The 15,929-nt window shown below is 41.8% G+C and carries 15 protein-coding genes; 1 reads left to right on the top strand and 14 read right to left on the bottom strand.

Annotated elements, in window-relative coordinates:
• Positions 1-3: 3 nt before the first annotated feature.
• A complete protein-coding gene (locus J8Z25_RS05705) occupies positions 4-1,698 on the bottom strand; it encodes a mechanosensitive ion channel family protein (protein WP_240701322.1) in 1,695 nt (564 codons plus the stop codon).
• 156 nt (positions 1,699-1,854) lie between these two features.
• On the opposite strand from J8Z25_RS05705, the gene J8Z25_RS05700 reads away from it, so the two are divergent.
• Positions 1,855-2,406, top strand: a complete 552-nt coding sequence (locus tag J8Z25_RS05700; protein WP_130051962.1) for an HdeD family acid-resistance protein — start codon at positions 1,855-1,857, stop codon at positions 2,404-2,406.
• Positions 2,407-2,459: 53 nt separating this feature from the next.
• On the opposite strand, the gene purF is transcribed toward J8Z25_RS05700, so the two are convergent.
• From purF to J8Z25_RS05635, 13 genes are all read right to left on the bottom strand, one after another.
• Positions 2,460-3,986: an amidophosphoribosyltransferase gene (gene purF, locus J8Z25_RS05695; RefSeq protein ID WP_130051963.1), complete on the bottom strand. Its 1,527-nt coding sequence runs from the start codon at positions 3,984-3,986 to the stop codon at positions 2,460-2,462.
• An 18-nt stretch (positions 3,987-4,004) separates the two neighbouring features.
• A complete protein-coding gene (locus J8Z25_RS05690; RefSeq protein WP_130051964.1) occupies positions 4,005-4,499 on the bottom strand; it encodes a CvpA family protein in 495 nt (164 codons plus the stop codon).
• A gap of 323 nt (positions 4,500-4,822) precedes the next feature.
• Positions 4,823-5,476 (bottom strand): SPOR domain-containing protein, encoded by a 654-nt coding sequence (locus J8Z25_RS05685; protein ID WP_130051965.1) that lies wholly within the window; start codon positions 5,474-5,476, stop codon positions 4,823-4,825.
• Between the two features lie 11 nt (positions 5,477-5,487).
• A complete protein-coding gene (gene folC, locus J8Z25_RS05680) occupies positions 5,488-6,753 on the bottom strand; it encodes a bifunctional tetrahydrofolate synthase/dihydrofolate synthase (protein WP_130051966.1) in 1,266 nt (421 codons plus the stop codon).
• A gap of 25 nt (positions 6,754-6,778) precedes the next feature.
• Positions 6,779-7,654 (bottom strand): acetyl-CoA carboxylase, carboxyltransferase subunit beta, encoded by an 876-nt coding sequence (accD, locus tag J8Z25_RS05675; RefSeq protein ID WP_130051967.1) that lies wholly within the window; start codon positions 7,652-7,654, stop codon positions 6,779-6,781.
• A 158-nt stretch (positions 7,655-7,812) separates the two neighbouring features.
• On the bottom strand, positions 7,813-8,607 hold the full coding sequence (gene truA, locus J8Z25_RS05670) for a tRNA pseudouridine(38-40) synthase TruA (RefSeq protein WP_130051968.1): 795 nt from the start codon (positions 8,605-8,607) through the stop codon (positions 7,813-7,815).
• Positions 8,608-8,746: 139 nt separating this feature from the next.
• Positions 8,747-9,079: a Na+/H+ antiporter subunit G gene (locus J8Z25_RS05665; RefSeq protein ID WP_130051969.1), complete on the bottom strand. Its 333-nt coding sequence runs from the start codon at positions 9,077-9,079 to the stop codon at positions 8,747-8,749.
• Positions 9,080-9,087: 8 nt separating this feature from the next.
• Positions 9,088-9,357 (bottom strand): K+/H+ antiporter subunit F, encoded by a 270-nt coding sequence (locus J8Z25_RS05660; RefSeq protein ID WP_130051970.1) that lies wholly within the window; start codon positions 9,355-9,357, stop codon positions 9,088-9,090.
• On the bottom strand, positions 9,351-9,887 hold the full coding sequence (locus tag J8Z25_RS05655; protein WP_130051971.1) for a Na+/H+ antiporter subunit E: 537 nt from the start codon (positions 9,885-9,887) through the stop codon (positions 9,351-9,353). The genes J8Z25_RS05660 and J8Z25_RS05655 overlap by 7 nt, the downstream gene beginning before the upstream one ends.
• A complete protein-coding gene (locus J8Z25_RS05650; RefSeq protein WP_130051972.1) occupies positions 9,887-11,404 on the bottom strand; it encodes a monovalent cation/H+ antiporter subunit D in 1,518 nt (505 codons plus the stop codon). The genes J8Z25_RS05655 and J8Z25_RS05650 overlap by 1 nt, the downstream gene beginning before the upstream one ends.
• Entirely contained in the window at positions 11,401-11,745 is a 345-nt protein-coding gene (locus J8Z25_RS05645) for a Na+/H+ antiporter subunit C (RefSeq protein WP_054553167.1), read from the bottom strand. Before J8Z25_RS05645 ends, J8Z25_RS05650 begins: the two co-directional genes overlap by 4 nt.
• Positions 11,745-14,537, bottom strand: coding sequence for a monovalent cation/H+ antiporter subunit A (locus J8Z25_RS05640; RefSeq protein ID WP_250661811.1), 2,793 nt, complete (start codon positions 14,535-14,537; stop codon positions 11,745-11,747). Before J8Z25_RS05640 ends, J8Z25_RS05645 begins: the two co-directional genes overlap by 1 nt.
• 211 nt (positions 14,538-14,748) lie before the next feature.
• On the bottom strand, positions 14,749-15,921 hold the full coding sequence (locus J8Z25_RS05635) for a hypothetical protein (RefSeq protein WP_130051974.1): 1,173 nt from the start codon (positions 15,919-15,921) through the stop codon (positions 14,749-14,751).
• Positions 15,922-15,929: the final 8 nt, after the last annotated feature.

Here is a 15,929-nt window from a genome sequence, read left to right as displayed (position 1 = left end):
CAACTAATCAGTTACACGTGCGAATTCTGGATTAGCTAATTCGCACTCATGCTCATTTAATAAGCCTAAAATTGCTAAGTTTAATTCTTCTATTACTTCCATATAAAATGCAAAGTCGACAGTCTCTACGTAGCTTAGTACATCCACTTGTAAAGCCCAAGGCGAGAAAGCTTTAAAACGAACCCTGCAAGGCTCAAAGGCGATATGTTTATGTTGTTCTAAAAGCTCTCTTACCGCTTGCATAAACGAGATTAGATTTTGTTGCTTGGTATTCGCACTGAGCATCAATTTCGGCCTATAAGAAATACGCTCTCTTTCAGAAACATTCTCAAGCTGCATATCAACGAACTTTGCATTCGCCACATATATTACAGAGCGGTCAAGAGTGCGAATTCGAGTTGCTCTCAGTCCTATTTCTTCAATTGTGCCTAGCTGGCTACCAAATTTACATAAACTGCCAATTTTAACTGGTGCTGAAATATAAAGTGTGATGGCCGCTATAATATTTTCCACCGTTTTTTGCGCAGCCAGCGCGATGGCTAAACCACCGATCCCTAAACCAGCTAATAGCGTTGTGGCATTGAATCCTAAGTTTTCAAACCACATAAATAGCAAGATAATTACAATTGAGGTTTTTACAACGTTACTAATTGGGCGAAGTAAAAAAACCACTTGGGGCCTATCTTGCTTAATGAAGCGCTGACCAAGTCTATGCTTCACTATGTCAACTGTACGAAGGCATATCCAACCCCATGCAATCAAAAGTACTGTTGCACCATGAAATAAAGCGAGTACAGCAATCGTTACATTCGACTGATCACTCAAAGAACGCGACATTAATACAGCCAGCAATAAGCAAACTGGCCCATTGATGAACGCTATCACATCTTTTTCGACTGGCACTTTTAAATGGGCAAGTATAAAAGTAATAATACGCGTCAAGATGATTGCTATTGCAAGGAAAAGCAAAAAACTAAAAACAAAATATACCCATTGCCAAAGTAGCACACCTAAAAACTCAACATCTGGCAAGTTTTTATATAACCACTCGCCGACATGGCTATAGCCATACTCTTTCGTCAATAAGGGAATTTGGCTTACCGTCGCATTCGATATTTTCCAGATGCGATTGCCACTTTCTGGGTCTGGAATCAACTGTAATAAGATTTGCACAGTACCTTGTGAGGTTGAGATTTCCCCCACTAAATCACGATAACTTGGCACACTTTCTTTTTGTTTTCCTTCGGGTTTATTACTTAAGTTATCAATGTCGACCCAGAGTGTACGATCAAGTACTACAGATAAGTTCTCAGCTAGTTGAAGCTGCCCTATAATAGACACATCCTTAGGTAAATTTCGAAAATCAAGATACTGAGCAGCCCGTTCAAAGTCACGAGCTCTGGCCGCTTTCAAGTAACCCTGCATTGAACTTCTTGGTGTCATTCGACCATATGTGTCGAAAGGTAAATCATCCTCTAAAGCCGTTTCTTTTTCTTCGCTGGCTGCAGGAGAACTGACTTCAGGCTCTTGCTTAGCTGCTTTTTGTTCACTTTGCTCTTCCTTGTTGTCTTTATCTATTAAGGACTTAACGGTAACTTCAGGTGTGGTTGTTGCCCATAATGGCGCATTGAACAACAGTAAAAAACACACTAATAACTTACTAAATTGTAATGAAAACTTTGTATTACAACGGCTCACACTTTGTTCCTAGTCTTATAAACATTAAATCGCTGAAATAATCAGCTAATTAAATTAGAGCACGGTTTGTGTAACTGTACAAAAAATAATTAAAAATCTTTGCAAGTAAGCGCTGAGATGTTAGTTATATAGAGACTAAAGCAAAGGAAAACGATAATGCAGATTTCAAGTTCACTAATCCCCCATTGGTCATCATTAATGATCCACGGTGTCATCGCTATCATTTTTGGTATTTGTGGTTGGTTTGCCCCAGAAGCCTCATTAGCGATTTTGATGTTTATTTTCGCCGCTTACTTTTTTGTCGATGGTGCCATTAGAACTTGGTTAGCTATTGCTTCAAAAAATGAAAACCCACTTTGGTGGATGCTATTAGTTGGTGGTCTAATTTCAATTGCAGCTGCACTTGTGACCCTGTTTGCTCCCAACGTAACGGCTATCTTAATGCTGTACTTTATTGCCGCATGGGCTATTGCTATTGGTGTGATTGAGATTGTTATTGCCAGTAAACTACGCAAAGAAATCACTAATGAGTGGCTGTTAATTGGCAGCGGTATTATTTCGATTATCTTTGGTGGATATCTGATATTTAACCCTGGCGCGGGCATAATCACCCTGCTTTGGCTCGTTGCCAGCTACGCCATCGTGTTTGGCATAATGATGGTACTATTAGCACTTAAGCTGAAAAAAATGCAACACTCTCAAATATAAAACAAAAAAGGAGCTGTTTAGCTCCTTTTTTATATCAATCAAATCAGGACTGATTAATCAGCGCTGTTTTCTTCTTGATTGTGTAACTCTAAACTCGCAGACATCGCATTTTCACGCGTTGATTTCGCTGAATCATTACGTAAACGGTCAATGTGGTTCAGGTAGTCTTGGTCGATATCACCAGTGATGTATTGACCATCAAATACTGATGTTTCAAAACGGGTGATTTCTGGATTTTCTTGGCTTACTGCCGAGATTAAGTCATCTAGCGATTGATAGATAAGACCATCTGCACCAATGCTTGCGTTGATATCTTCAACTTCACGGCCATGAGCAATTAGCTCAGCTGCCGATGGCATGTCGATACCATAAACGTTCGGGAAACGAATCTCTGGCGCAGCTGAAGCGAAGTAAACGTTCTTCGCACCTGACTCACGAGCCATCTCAACGATTTGTGCTGACGTTGTACCACGCACAATTGAATCATCAACAAGTAATACGTTTTTACCCTTGAACTCGCGGTCAATGGCATTCAGTTTTTGACGAACTGACTTCTTACGCATTTCTTGGCCTGGCATGATGAACGTACGACCAATGTAGCGATTTTTAACGAAACCTTGGCGGTATGGCAGGTTAAGAGCAGACGCAATCTCAAGCGCTACATCACATGATGTTTCAGGGATAGGAATGACAACGTCGATGTCTTTATCAGCCCATTCACGTGCAATTTTTTCACCTAACTTAGTCCCCATGTTTACACGTGTTGCATAAACAGACATACGGTCAATCGTTGAATCTGGGCGCGCAAAGTAAACGAACTCAAAGATACACGGTGCGTAAGTTGCTTTTTCAGCACACGATTGTGAGAACAGCTGACCATCTTCAGTTACGTAAATTGCTTCACCTGGTGCAACATCACGAACAAACTCAAAGCCGTCGGTTTTTAAAGCAACGCTTTCTGATGCAAACATGTACTCAGTACCGTTTGCTGTTTCGCGCTTACCAAAAACCAGTGGGCGAATGCCGTTAGGGTCACGAAATGCAACAATACCATGACCAATGATCATCGCAATCGTTGCATAGCCACCTGTTACTTTATTATTAACTTCAGTTACCGCAGTGAAGATATCTTCCGCATCAAGTTTCAGCTTGTTTGATTTACTTAACTCATGCGCCATGATGTTAAGTAAAATTTCAGAGTCAGACGTTGTATTAACATGACGGCGAGCTTCTGAAAATAGTTGCTGCTTTAATGCTTCTGCGTTTGTTAAGTTACCATTGTGCGCAAGTGCGATACCAAATGGCGAGTTAACATAGAAAGGTTGCGCTTCTGACGAGCTAGAAGAACCAGCTGTCGGGTAGCGAACATGGCCAATACCAATTGTACCTTGCAGACGTTTCATATGACGGGTATGAAATACGTCTTTTACTAGGCCATTGGCTTTACGTAAGCTAAACGTGTTGTTTTCAATGGTAATGATGCCAGCTGCATCTTGACCGCGGTGTTGCAAAACAGTTAAGCCGTCATATAACGCCTGATTAACAGGAGAAGTTCCGACTATGCCAACGATACCACACATTAAATTTATCCTCGCCGATTAACGGTTTACAGAATTTAAAAAGCTCGAGTTGTTTTCGAGGTACGAGAAGAACCACTCAACAACAAAGCCAAATTCTGGAATCAAAATAGAGTTGCCCCACCAATGCGTATTAGGTGCACCGGTAAAAGCATCAAGAAAGAAGAGTAACGCGCTTACGACCAACACGCCACGAAGAGCACCAAACACTATGCCGAACACACGGTCTGTGCCAGATAAACCAGTACGTTGTACAAGTTCACCTAAAATATAGTTTAGTAACCCACCCAACAGGAGTGTCGCAAAGAATAATATGGCTATTGCGGCTGCATTTCTTAAAAGGGGTTCTGAAATACTTGTTAGGAAGGATGCTAAATATTGGTAAAACAAGCTAGAGATGATAAATGCGCCAGCCCATACAGCTAATGACATTGCTTCTTTTACAAAGCCACGTATTAAGCCGATGATAGTGGATAGTGCAATAATACCAAGTACGGCGTAATCAACCCAGATCATAAGAACCAACTAGTCGTTAATTTGGGGCGCATTCTATACCCAAACCACCTGTGGATGCAAGAATTCAGCATGAGATAAAACGCATTTAGGCAAGGCATTGATTGTAGGGAATGGTGTCCCCTTGTCAAAATCAATAACGCAGAATAAATGCGTTTTAGCCATGCCCTTCGGGCGCTTCACAGGGCTTCCACTACTGCGTTGTAGCAATTTGAAAGGTACCTACATTCCTGCATCGCCACGCCTTGTATTGAAAACCCTGTGATAGCGCTGAATCATGGATCCACAGGTGGTTTGGGTATTTGAGCTATGCTCAAAATGCCAGATCATTTTGTAATTTCAAACTGAGTAACTTTGCCATTTAACTTGGTTAACTGCTTTAACTCAGTAAGCTTACTCTCTAACTCTTTCTTGCTAAGTGAAGGGCCTACAAAGACTTTTGTAAGTGTGCCGTTCGGGGTTTTGACTGGCCGAGTGAAGGTTTTGAAACCATTCGCTTTTAATTTTTCCTGTAGTGATTTCACATTAGGTGCGTGGGAAAAACTCCCCAGCTGAATGACATAAGCCATTTGTGTGAGGTTCTCTTCTGGCTTACGAGTTGGCTCTGGGGTTTTAGCGATTGGCTTTGCTGGTTCTTGCACTACAACTTTTGGCTCAGCTTTGGTAATGACAGGCTCATCTGTTGAGGCTTCAACCATTTTCGGCGCATCATCAATTTGCTGGGTTTCATTAGTAACAAGTTCAGTATCGTTTGCTTGAATATCTTCAACCGAAATTTGCGAAGGTTGCTCCGCTGAAGATACTTTATTATCAATCGCTTCTTGCAAGTCAATGGTAGTGAACTCAGGACGTTCAGGAATTGCTTTAAAGCCTTCTTTATAATGAACCTTTTCACCATCCAAAATGTTTGGGATGAAGACAATAGCCGCCACAACCACAATCGTGGTTCCTACTAAGCGATTAATAAACCCTGCGTTCACCGATTTCCTCTCTATTTTTTAAAGTAATTGATCGCTGCAGCCACAGTTATAAATGAACCAAACACAATCACTAACGTGTTTTCATCGACATTTGGTAATAACGTATCTAGCGCAGTTTCAACACTCGCATAGTGCGTGCTTGGCGCTGTTGATGCGGTTTCGGCTAATGCTTTAGCAAGATTCTCAACCTTGTCTCCACGGAAACAATCTAAGCTTGCTAACGACCACTGATCAACAACATTCGCCATGGCCGACATAGCAGCCACCTTATCTTTATCTGCAAGCATAGCGACTAATGCATGAATTTTAAACCCTTGATCTTTATACACGCTTAATTTGCGTGCCAAATATCGAGCAGATTCAGGATTATGCGCAACATCGGTAAAAATAAGCGGTTGCTCACTTAACTGCTGAAAGCGACCTTCGACAATAAGGTTAGCTAAGCAGTCACGTACTTGTTGCTCGCTTGGCAGTAGGTCAAGTTTTGCTAGTAAGGTCAACGCGGTTGCTGCATTTTGACAAGGGATCGCAGGCTTAGCTAAGCGCCAGTCTTTATCTTGGTACTGCCATTTAAAGCCTTCACTGTCTTCTGTGAATATGAAGTCACGACCTGAAAGCACCATATCAGCGTTAATTTCGTTGCCATAATCAGTTACTGTGTGTGGAATGGCTAAATCGCCAACAATAGCAGGCGTATTGGTGCGGAAAATGCCAGCTTTATCGTAACCAACAAGTTCACGGGTATCACCTAGGTATTCTTTATGGTCTAAATCTATGGTGGTGATCACACAAGCATGTGGTTTAACGATATTAGTGGCATCGTAACGACCACCAAGGCCGACTTCTAACAGTACATAATCAACGGCGTGACGTTTAAAAATAGCCAGTGCACCTAAGGTACCGTACTCAAAATAAGTTAGTTGCGTGTCAGCACGGCCTTTTTCTAGCATATCAAAAGCATCAACATGGAATTGATCATCAAGCTCTTGGCCATTAATACGTACGCGCTCGTTGTAACGAATAAGATGCGGCGAAGCATAAGTACCCACACTAAAACCCTGTGCAAGTAATAAGCTTTCTAGGCAACGGGCAGTGGTCCCTTTACCGTTAGTGCCTGCAATAAGGATTATTTTGCTTGATGTATCAAGTAAACCTACTTGGTTTGCCACGCGTTCTACGCGCTCTAACCCCATTTCGATATTGGCAGGATGGACATTTTCTAAATAACAAAGCCAATCATCAAGGCTTGATGATTGGCTAGGAAGGATTTCTGTCATAGCGTTTAATCAGTTAAGCTGAAATTTACGCTACTCTATGCTCTTGTTCAGTAGAAGGCAAGTTCATAAATTTCGCTAAGATACGTGCAAGGGTGTCACGCATTTCACGACGGTCAACAATCATGTCGATTGCACCGTGCTCTAGCAAGAATTCACTGCGTTGGAAACCTTCAGGAAGCGTTTCACGTACTGTTTGCTCGATTACGCGAGGACCCGCAAAACCGATAAGCGCTTTAGGTTCAGCAACGTTTACATCACCAAGCATTGCCAGTGATGCAGATACACCACCCATTGTCGGATCAGTTAATACTGAAATAAACGGTAAGCCTTTTTCGCTCATTTTCGCAAGCGCAGCACTTGTTTTAGCCATTTGCATTAATGACATAAGTGCTTCTTGCATACGTGCACCGCCTGATGCAGAGAAACAAATAAGTGGCATGTCGTGCTCTAAACATTGGTCTACAGCTTCAACAAAACGAGCACCTACTACTGACGCCATTGAACCACCCATAAACGAGAACTCAAAAGCAACAGCAGCAACAGGAATGCCTTTTAAACGGCCTTTCATTGCCACAAGTGCGTCTTTTTCGCCGCTTGCTTTTTGTGCTTGGGTAATACGGTCAGAGTATTTTTTAGAATCTTTAAACTTTAATACGTCTTTTGGTTCGTGCTCTGCACCAAGTTCTTGACGATCAGCATCGTCTAAAAAGTTTTCAAGACGTTTACGGCCACTTAAACGCATGTGGTGATCACACTTAGGACACACGTTGAGTGCTTTTTCTAATTCTGCTTTATATAAAATTGAATCACAGTCTGTACACTTAGCCCAAACCCCTTCAGGGATTTCTTTACGACCTGACGATTTAGTCGTTTTAGGTAAGATTTTTTCTAACCAACTCATTTGCAACTCTCTTAATGCTGTTCTGTGTCGCAGTCTGTTTAATTGGAAACACTCACTTGTGTTTCTGATAACAAATAAACAGACAGATTTTTTCAATTAAAACATGAATTACCCGCAGACGATATAAAAAACTGGTCTTAGTAGTAGTCTACTAAAGTCTAACTGTCTGAATCAGGTAAAAACAAAGGCCCTAATGGTGTTTTAGGAATGCCAAAATGTTCTGGGTAATCCACGTCAACTAAGTAAAGGCCTGCAGCTTTCGCTGTCGCACTTGCCTTCGCGCGCTCTTTTAAATCGAGTAATTCTTTTAACCACACGGGTTCATGCTTATGAAGACCAATGTCCATCAAACACCCTGTGATGTTTCGTACCATGTGATGTAAAAACGCATTGGCTTTAATATCAATAATCACATAATCACCTTGGCGTTTTACCGACAGGTGGTGAATAGTACGATTTGCTGTATTTGCTTGGCAATGTAGTGCTCTAAACGAAGTAAAGTCATGCTCGCCTATTAAATACTGACAGGCTTCTTGCATTTTAGTTTCGTCTAATGGGTGATGAAAGTGTGTCACCCCTTCACTCATGATAGCGCCGCGATAGGTGTAATTATAAATCACATAGCGGTAGCGACGAGCTGTAGCACTAAAACGAGCGTGAAAGTCTTCGCTTACAGGCTGGGCAAAGCGAATAGCAATATCTTTTGGCAGTAAAGTATTCATACCCATAGTGAACGCGACCATTTCACGCTCAGCGTGAGTATCAAAATGGATCACTTGCCCGGTGCCATGTACACCCGCATCGGTGCGGCCTGCACAAACAATTTCGACTGGATGATTACAAATACGCGACAACGCCGTTTCTACTTCTTGTTGTACGCTATTGACGTGTGATTGACGTTGCCAACCACTGTAACGCGCGCCGTTGTATTCTACTCCAAGTGCTACTCGCATAATGCTCTATTTACCTACTGTACTAAATGACGGGGCATTTTATGCGATCTACGAGCTCAATAAAAGCCACTCGAGTAGATCACATTGTTCTGTTACTCAGATATCACACCAATTCCTTAAGTATTATTGCGAGCTGGTATTAATCTTCTTCGATGTTATCGAGGCCCTTAGTGCCATCTTTAGCACGAAGCTTATGATGGATTGCTGACTTAATCAGCATATAGCCGCTAATAGGCGCGGTGATCAGTAAGAAAATTGAAATGAGAATTTCTTTTACGCTCATCCCTTCATTGGTATAGCTAAAATACACCATCGCAGCAATCAATAACGATGCCATTCCTAGGGTTGTTGCTTTAGTTGGACCGTGTAAACGCATAAAAAAATCAGGCATTTTCACAAGGCCTATTGAGCCTATTAGAATAAAGCAACCACCAATTAATAGTAAGATTGATACAATCCATTCACTCATCATTTGCTACCCTATTCAATAATATCGCCACGTAGCAAATACTTACATACAGCTACCGTGCTAACAAAGCCAAGCATAGCGATTAATAATGCGGCTTCAAAATATAAATCTGTTCCCATGCTCATGCCATACAGAATAATTAAAGCGATGGTGTTAATAAACATAGTGTCTAAAGCCAAAATACGATCAGGTACCGACGGCCCTACAATTAACCGCCACACGTTTAATAATAAAGATATAGCTATCATGGCGTAAACTATTAAAAAAACGGTATCTAGCATCGAAAAATCTCCTTAAGCGGTGCTTCATAGCGCTGCTTAATCGTTTTAATTAACGCTTGTTCATCAGCTAAATCGAGCACATGGATTAATAAATAGCGCTGCTCAATCTCTGCCCCCTCTTCGAGGGACTCAGGAATAGGGTAAACCTCTGCGCTCACAGTACCCGGCGTTAACGACACTGTACTTGCCAAAATAGTAATTGGCATTTCGTGGCTTAAATCCAAAGGCACTTTTATAAAACCTGGGCGCAATTTTTTAGTGGGCCCGAGAATCAACAGTGCCACTTGTAAATTGGCAGTCACAATATCATAAAGCACCAACAATAAGTGCCTAAACGCAAGACCCGGCCTTACAATTAGCGGCTGAGGATCACGAAATGGGAAAGTAATCCACGGAATGGTAATTGCGAAAAATGCAGCTAAAAACAGGTGTCCAGGCGACACACTGTTATTTAACAACAGCCATACAATAAATAATAAAACACTGCGAAATGGTGTTGGCAACCAACGAAAGCGAGCTTCTAAACGCATCAATGGCCTCCTTGTAATACAGTGTTGATGCTAGTGTTGATATCAAACAACTGCTCTGATGTTGCTAGCATATAGTCTGAAATAGGTCCTGCAAATACAACCATTAAAGGTGAACATGCAAGTAGCGCAACTACTGAAATCACTTTAAGAGGATGTGCTTTGGTGCCTTCAATTGCTTCACTGTCTTTATGAGTATGATCCCAGAATAAGCTTGTACCAGCGCGTGAAACCGCCACTAATAACGCCAAACTAGATACAAGGTAAATTGGCCAAAACAACATGGCTTTTTCACTATCTAGCGTGCTCTTTAAAATCCATACTTTACCTACAAAGCCAGATAACGGCGGCATACCAACAACGGCAAGAGCAGCAACTATGAAACAAGCACCAAGCAAGTATGGCTGTGCAACGGCACGACCTGCTACTAATCGGTCGGCAACTTTACCGCGTTGTTGAGCAATTAAATCTGCAATTAAAAATAGTGCTGCGCAAATAATAGTTGAATGCACTAAGTAGTAAAGTAATGCAGCTGTTGCAGAGACATTTTGAATCGCAACCAATGCCACTAAAGTACCTACAGATACAACAACCAGATTCGCAACAAGCTTTCTAAGGTCTTGACTCGCTAATACACCAATACCACCCATAACTATGGTCGCTAGTGCTAAGCCCCATAACCAAGGTTGTGCCATGTGAGCAAGCTCGCCAGCATTATCACCAAATATTACGGTATACACACGTAGCATGGCATAAACACCTACCTTGGTCATAATCGCAAATAATGCAGCCACCAATGGCATTGCACTTGCGTAGGTATTCGGTAACCATAAATGCAATGGTAATAACGCGCCTTTTAAAGCAAATACCACAATTAATAACAAACCACCAATTTTAGCGAGGTAAACATCGTCACCCGTCAATTGCGGGACTTTTTGCGCTAAATCAGCAATATTCAATGTGCCTAGTACACCATAAAGTACACCTAGCGCAATCAAGAACACACTTGAACCAATTAAGTTTAAAATCACATATTGCAGTGCAGCACGTGTACTGTGTTTGTTACCTGCGTGCATCAATAATGAGTATGAGGCAATTAACAAGACTTCAAAGAATACGAATAAGTTAAACACATCGCCAGTTAAAAAGGCACCATTAACACCTAACACTAAAAAGTGCACTAATGGGTGGAAAAAGCTCCCTTTTTTATCATCACCTGCACAGCTATAGAGCACTACAACCGCACCAAGGAAACTGGTAAGTAACACCAGTAGTGTTGCTAGTCTATCGGCAACCAGCACAATACCAAATGGTGCAGACCAGTCACCGATTGCGTAAACAAGCGGTGCTGTACTATTAACGTGGTATAATAAGTAAGCACTTACTGATAATGTGACAATCGACAAAATAACCGACGAAACACGACGGATATGTAAGTTTTTACCACATGGCGGCATGAGTAAAATAACACCTGCCAACATCGGAATTAGAATCGGTAAAGAAGCTAAATGCTGAATCATTTTTGCTCCTTCGATGATTTAACAAGGTGACCATCAACATGGTCATTACCCAAATCTGCACGACCACGAATCGCTAAAATAACCACAAAAGCGGTCATCGCAAAGCCAATTACAATTGCTGTTAAAACCAGCGCTTGAGGGAGTGGGTCGGCATACTCACTGCCTGTACCAAGTACAGCCGCTTTGTTAATTGTTAAGCGACCTGAAGAGAATAAAAACAGGTTAACTGCATACGACAACATAGTCAGGCCGAGTACCACAGGGAAAGTACGAGCCCGCAATATTAAGTAAATTCCGCATGCAACCAGCACGCCGACGCACGATGCGTACAATACTTCCATTAAATATTTACCTCTTGCTTGGGTGTATCAGCAGTTAATTTACCTAAACTTGCTAAAATCATCAGCGTTGCACCTACAACAGTTAAATACACACCTAAATCAAATACGATAGCACTAGCAAGTTCTGTTTTGCCGACTAACGGAATGTCAAAATAATCAAACCAGGTTGTTAGGAATGGACGTTCGAAGAACCAACTTCCAATACCTGTGAACAATGCAATAGCAATACCTGACGCAATAATCTTACGATAATTCACGTCAAATCTGTCTGCAATCCAATGCGAACCATTGGCCATATATTGCAAAATAAATGCAATCGCGGTAACGAGTCCTGCAATAAAGCCACCACCTGGTAAGTTATGACCACGTAAGAAAATATACGCAGACACAAGTAATGCAAGTGGTAACAAGCTTTGTGAAATACTCGAGAGTAGAATTGGGTAACGCTCTCTTGCCCATGGGCGCCCTTCGCTATCACTTGCTGGCATAAACAGCGGCAAGTTAATAAGCAGTTTATAAATACCTAATGCAGCAATACCCAATACGGTAATTTCACCTAGGGTATCAAACCCCCTAAAGTCAACGAGGATAACGTTTACAACGTTAGTACCACCACCGCCAGTTTTTGCATTGGCAACAAAGAAGTCAGAAATTGACTCAAGTGGTCTTGTCAGAAGCGCATAACAAATACTTGCCACAACCACACCAATTGCCGATGAGATACCCAAGTCACGCAGAATACGCAGTGAGCTCGATTCTTTCGGAGTACGCTGCGGTAAAAAGAACAGTGCAAGCATCAGTAGCATCACGGTGACAACTTCAACCGTTAACTGAGTCAGTGCTAAATCTGGCGCAGAGAATCGAGTGAAAGCAACAGATACCATCAGGCCTACAATTGAAATCATAATCAAAGATATCATTCGTGAGCGGTGCCAAATAACCGTTGCCAACGCACCAATTATTAGTAAGCCTGCACCTATTGCATTATGGAAATCGATTGGAGTTAACTCGCTTGCTCCTGCTAACTGGCGCATTTCAAATAAAGGCCAACCCGCACACATGAGCACCACCGCAATCATCACAAAGGCATAACGCTGTAAGGAGCCATTTTCGATACGTTTAATCTTTTCTTGTGACCACTTAATCAAGCTATATAAGCCACGCTCAAAGCCTTTTTTAGCATTCAAAGTTGGTAATGACGCTTGGAAGTGGAACAGGTGCTTACGCTGCACATAAATCATCACACCAACGCTTGTTGCAATAAAGCTCATTAACAGAGGTAAGTTAAAGCCATGCCATACTGATAGCTTATAATCCGGGGCTACATCACCAAGCACTGCGAAAGATGCAGAAGCTAAAATATCGCTTACTGCAAAGTGCGGGAACATACCAACGAGTAAACACAGCACAACCAAAATTTCGATTGGCACACGCATATAGCGTGGTGGCTCATGGGGCTGTTTTGGCAAATCAATTGGGTCGCCATTGAAAAACACGTCATGAATAAAGCGCGCTGAATACGCCACAGATAGTGCACCAGCAATCGTTGCTAACACTGGAATTAACCACGACATAGAGCCAAGCACTTGTTGATGTAGTGTTTCGGCAAAGAACATTTCTTTCGACAAGAAACCATTTAACAGTGGCACGCCCGCCATGGCTGCAGCTGCCACCATAGCAAGTGTGGCGGTATACGGCATAAATCGCCACATACCATTAAGTTTACGCATATCACGGGTGCCAGTTTCATGATCAATGATACCCGTTGCCATAAATAACGACGCTTTAAACGTAGCGTGATTAATAATGTGGAAAATAGCAGCCACTGTAGCAAGCTCAGTGTCTAAACCTAAGAGTAATGTAATTAAACCTAAATGGCTGATTGTTGAATAAGCCAACAAGCCTTTTAAATCATGCTTAAACAACGCGATATAAGCGCCGACCAATAAAGTCGCCAGACCCGTCATCGCCACTAAGATAAACCAAGTATCTGTGCCTGATAGCGCTGGATAAAAACGCGCTAATAAAAAGATACCCGCTTTAACCATGGTTGCAGAGTGTAAGTAGGCACTGACTGGTGTCGGTGCCGCCATCGCATGTGGTAACCAGAAATGAAATGGAAATTGCGCAGATTTGGTAAAAGCACCTAATAGCACTAATACCAGCGCAACTTCATAGAGTTCATGAGATTGAATAAGCGCTTTGCTTGCTAAAATAACGTCAAGATTATAACTACCAACAATATCACCAATAAGTAATAAACCAGCTAGTAATGCAAGACCACCGGCACCGGTAATAGCAAGCGCCATGCGCGCGCCTTTTCGAGCTTCTGATTTATGCCACCAATAACTGATCAATAAAAAAGAGCTAATACTGGTGAGCTCCCAAAAAAACCAAAGCTGAATCACATTGTTTGACATCACGATGCCAACCATTGCGGTCATAAATAGCATTAAATAGCAGTATAGCTTTGGCATTGAGTCGCTATTACTCAAGTAATAACGCGCATAAAAAATCACTAGGGTACCTATACCCAAGATCATATACAGAAAGAGTAACGTTAAACCATCAAGTCGAAACGAAACTTGCATGTTTAAAAGCGGGATCCACTCAGCAGTGTAGCGAATTATTTCACCAGAAAAGACTGCAGGGGTATACGAAAATACAATTCCAAGGGCAATCAAAGGCGCTAACATGGTCAAAGCAGTGCTTTGGTTACGTGTTAGTTTTGAAGTGCAGGATGAAATAACACTGCCGATTAAGGATAACAGGGGTATCCAGAGCAAAGTCATAATTAGGAGCCTTTTAGTGTCATAAGAATATCAATACCGCTCTAGTTTTAATTAGTTGCGTACTGTTCATTTGGATGGTTAAAAGTTGGCTTCAAAAAAAGCTTACAATGCGTATAGTTATACTGATCAGGTGCTATTTTGTCTATAGGAGACACTCCTATTTGCACAATATTTAACCGCTTTGCATACTAAAATAGCAATAAATAGTCGATTAGTCAGAAAAATTCTGCTCTTTGGAAGCTGTTGTAAACACTGGCTTTAAGCCTAAAAAGGCAAAATATTCAGAAAACCGAACCGGCTTTGTTAAGGGCTGGTTAATTTGTTTTTGCCAAAGCGCTCTGTATTGCTCAGATAACCCCATAGTTTGGTACTGCATAATCGACCAATTAGGGCTAGGTTTATAGGCCTTTTCATTGTCGCAAGCGACACTTTTTTGCCAGCTTTTTGGTGGAAGAACGCCATTTGCGATAAATAAATTTGGAGCGACTAACCCTTGCTGCTTGCACAGCCACTGCTGTTTTTTCTCTGCTAAAGCATATTCATCTTCAAAACCACTAAAGTGCATTAATTCATGTAAAAACACCGCATAAGGTTGCGATGAGTTAATATGCATAATACCGCCTTGAACATTTGCTGCCCCTTGATTCGACATCATCACAATAAAGTCAAAACCTTCAGGCCATTTTTGCTCTGCAGCATTTTGCCAATTACAACTAAGCGCCCCACCACTTGCATCACACTTAAATTTATCGGCTACATAAACAACCTCAGTGAAGCAAAAGCTGTCTTTGGCGGGCTCAGGAGCTTTGCTGTATTGCTGCTTATACTGGTTTAAAGCCTGAATCCCTTTGTAGTGATCTGTCATCATTAAAACATTAAATTTGCACTGGCTGCTTGCTTGTAAAGTCGCTGTTGATAAAGCAAATTGCTGTTGCTTCGCATAAGCAGGGGCAATTTGAGCTACCGGCATTTGTTGTTGCAATAGCCAAGCTTGCTTAGCATTCCCCTCGGGTAACTTGCCAGCTTGGCCTAAACTGCTAATATCGTGCCACTGTTGCGTTTGGACTAGCTGATCCGCTAAGGCTTGCTGCTGCAATAAAGTAAATTCAGCAAAGTAAGGCTGCCACCATAATTTTGCTGCAGTGTAGTCTTGTTGCTGCAAAAACCTAAGCGCAAGCTGATACACGGCATTGCTATCATCGAGCTTTGCCAGCTGGCGAAGTTGCGAGTTACTCAACACTAAATGCTGCAAATTAATAGCACTCGGCGCTAAATGATAGATAGCTGTCACTTGTGAAGGGCTGGTATTAGCGTAATAAAAATAAGCGGGAATAAAACGAGACACTGAGCTTGAAACAAGACCCAAGCTCAGTAATAGAATCACAATTAAAG

This window comes from Pseudoalteromonas sp. SCSIO 43101 (assembly GCF_023650775.1).
In the GTDB taxonomy this organism is placed as follows: domain Bacteria; phylum Pseudomonadota; class Gammaproteobacteria; order Enterobacterales; family Alteromonadaceae; genus Pseudoalteromonas; species Pseudoalteromonas apostichopi.
The sequence above is the reverse complement of the archived record's forward strand: the minus strand, read 5'-3'. Positions and strand labels throughout refer to the sequence as shown.

What these genes read in the sequence shown, in the direction of transcription:
- J8Z25_RS05700 (WP_130051962.1), top strand. Translation starts at nt 1,855, where the DNA reads ATGCAGATTTCAAGTTCACTAATCCCCCATTGGTCATCATTAATGATC.
- purF (WP_130051963.1), bottom strand. Translation starts at nt 3,986, where the DNA reads ATGTGTGGTATCGTTGGCATAGTCGGAACTTCTCCTGTTAATCAGGCG.
- J8Z25_RS05690 (WP_130051964.1), bottom strand. Translation starts at nt 4,499, where the DNA reads ATGATCTGGGTTGATTACGCCGTACTTGGTATTATTGCACTATCCACT.
- folC (WP_130051966.1), bottom strand. Translation starts at nt 6,753, where the DNA reads ATGACAGAAATCCTTCCTAGCCAATCATCAAGCCTTGATGATTGGCTT.
- accD (WP_130051967.1), bottom strand. Translation starts at nt 7,654, where the DNA reads ATGAGTTGGTTAGAAAAAATCTTACCTAAAACGACTAAATCGTCAGGT.
- truA (WP_130051968.1), bottom strand. Translation starts at nt 8,607, where the DNA reads ATGCGAGTAGCACTTGGAGTAGAATACAACGGCGCGCGTTACAGTGGT.
- J8Z25_RS05665 (WP_130051969.1), bottom strand. Translation starts at nt 9,079, where the DNA reads ATGATGAGTGAATGGATTGTATCAATCTTACTATTAATTGGTGGTTGC.
- J8Z25_RS05660 (WP_130051970.1), bottom strand. Translation starts at nt 9,357, where the DNA reads ATGCTAGATACCGTTTTTTTAATAGTTTACGCCATGATAGCTATATCT.
- J8Z25_RS05655 (WP_130051971.1), bottom strand. Translation starts at nt 9,887, where the DNA reads ATGCGTTTAGAAGCTCGCTTTCGTTGGTTGCCAACACCATTTCGCAGT.
- J8Z25_RS05650 (WP_130051972.1), bottom strand. Translation starts at nt 11,404, where the DNA reads ATGATTCAGCATTTAGCTTCTTTACCGATTCTAATTCCGATGTTGGCA.
- J8Z25_RS05645 (WP_054553167.1), bottom strand. Translation starts at nt 11,745, where the DNA reads ATGGAAGTATTGTACGCATCGTGCGTCGGCGTGCTGGTTGCATGCGGA.
- J8Z25_RS05640 (WP_250661811.1), bottom strand. Translation starts at nt 14,537, where the DNA reads ATGACTTTGCTCTGGATACCCCTGTTATCCTTAATCGGCAGTGTTATT.